This window comes from Rhizobacter sp. P1_G5, from assembly GCF_056405435.1.
This window is the reverse complement of the sequence record NZ_JBFUCB010001001.1, coordinates 1-1,283: the sequence shown is the minus strand read 5'-3', so window position 1 is coordinate 1,283 and position 1,283 is coordinate 1. Positions and strand designations below refer to the sequence as shown.

The following is a 1,283-nucleotide window of genomic DNA, read 5'->3' as shown; positions in this document are numbered from 1 at the left end:
GGCGGGGCACCGCCTTCGAGCATCGACGCCACCGACTCGCCGGCATCGGGCACGAAGGCGGCCACGTAGACGAGCCCCGCCACGTTCGGGGCGTTGCCCGCCTCGGTGATCACCACGCCGCCGTAGGAATGGCCCACCAGCAGGGCCGGCCCGTTCTGCCGGGCCAGCACGCGCTGCACGGCGGCCACGTCCGCCGCCAGCGAGGTGAGCGGGTTCTGCACGATGCTGACGGCGTAGCCCCTGGCCCGCAGCAGATCGTGCACGCGGTGCCAGCCCGAGCCATCGGCCCAGGCGCCATGAACGAGAACGACGTTTTTCACTTTGGCTTTCTCCAGGGGTTGTTGAGCGCCGGCCGGCGCGCCTGCCAGCAGGGCCACGGCGAGCGGCACCACCAGGCGCAGCAGGTGGATGGGGTTCTTCACGACAAGCCTCCTTCAGCGGGTTGGAACAGTTGATGAAACCGGCGTCAGCGCGAGCCAGCCGATGGCCGGTGCGTGCAGGCTGTGGATGTACAGGCGCTGCGCGGTTTCGGTGGCGCCAGTCGTCTCCGGGTAGGCGCCGGTGGGGTCCTGCAGGTCTTCGACGACGCGGCCGTCTTCGTCGATCGCGAAGACATGACCGTAGGGTTTGCCGAGCGGCAGCCATGCGCGCGGCAGCCGCAGCAGCACCTTGCGCAGAAAGGGCCGCTCGGCGAGGCTGTCGGCGGCGGGATTGCGCGGCTTGAAGAGGCCGACCCAGATTCGGCCGTCGCGGCCGCGCATCAGGTTGTCGGGGTAACCGGGAAGGTTGTCGAGCAGCACGCGGGCCTGGGGCGTGGCACGCTGCACATCGATGCCGCGTGCCGCAGCGTCGAGTTTCCAGATCCGGTAGCGGCCGGTCTCGGCGACGAACAGCGTGCGCCCGTCAGCCGACAGCGCGATGCCGTTGGCGAACGAGAAACCCCGTGCCACCACACGCGTGCCGTGCGCCACCGGGTCGTAGGCCAGCACGCGGCCGGTGGCGGCCTGCTCGAGGATGTCGAGCACGCTGGCCTCGTAGGTGCCGCCCCAGTGCGAAGGTGCAAAGCGCGACGAGGCGTCGGTGAAGTACACCGTACCGTCCGGCGCGACGGCCACCGAGTTGGCATACCGGATCGGGTCGTCGGGGCCGACTCGGTCGGCCAGCAGTTCCACCCGACCATCGCGACCGATGGCCAGCAGCCCCTTCATCGCATCGGCGGCCAGCATGCGGCCCTGGGCATCGAAGTCGAAGCCCAACACCCGCCCGCCGGTGTCGGCCAACAC

Annotated in this window: 2 protein-coding genes; both read right to left on the bottom strand. The window is 70.2% G+C overall.

What is annotated here, in order from left to right:
• Positions 1–422, bottom strand: a 422-nt coding sequence (locus AC1D12_RS33530) for an esterase/lipase family protein (protein ID WP_477845405.1), incomplete at its 3' end; no start/stop codon positions are given.
• 12 nt (positions 423–434) lie between these two features.
• A partial coding sequence (locus tag AC1D12_RS33525) for an SMP-30/gluconolactonase/LRE family protein (protein ID WP_477845404.1) occupies positions 435–1,283 on the bottom strand: 849 nt, incomplete at its 5' end.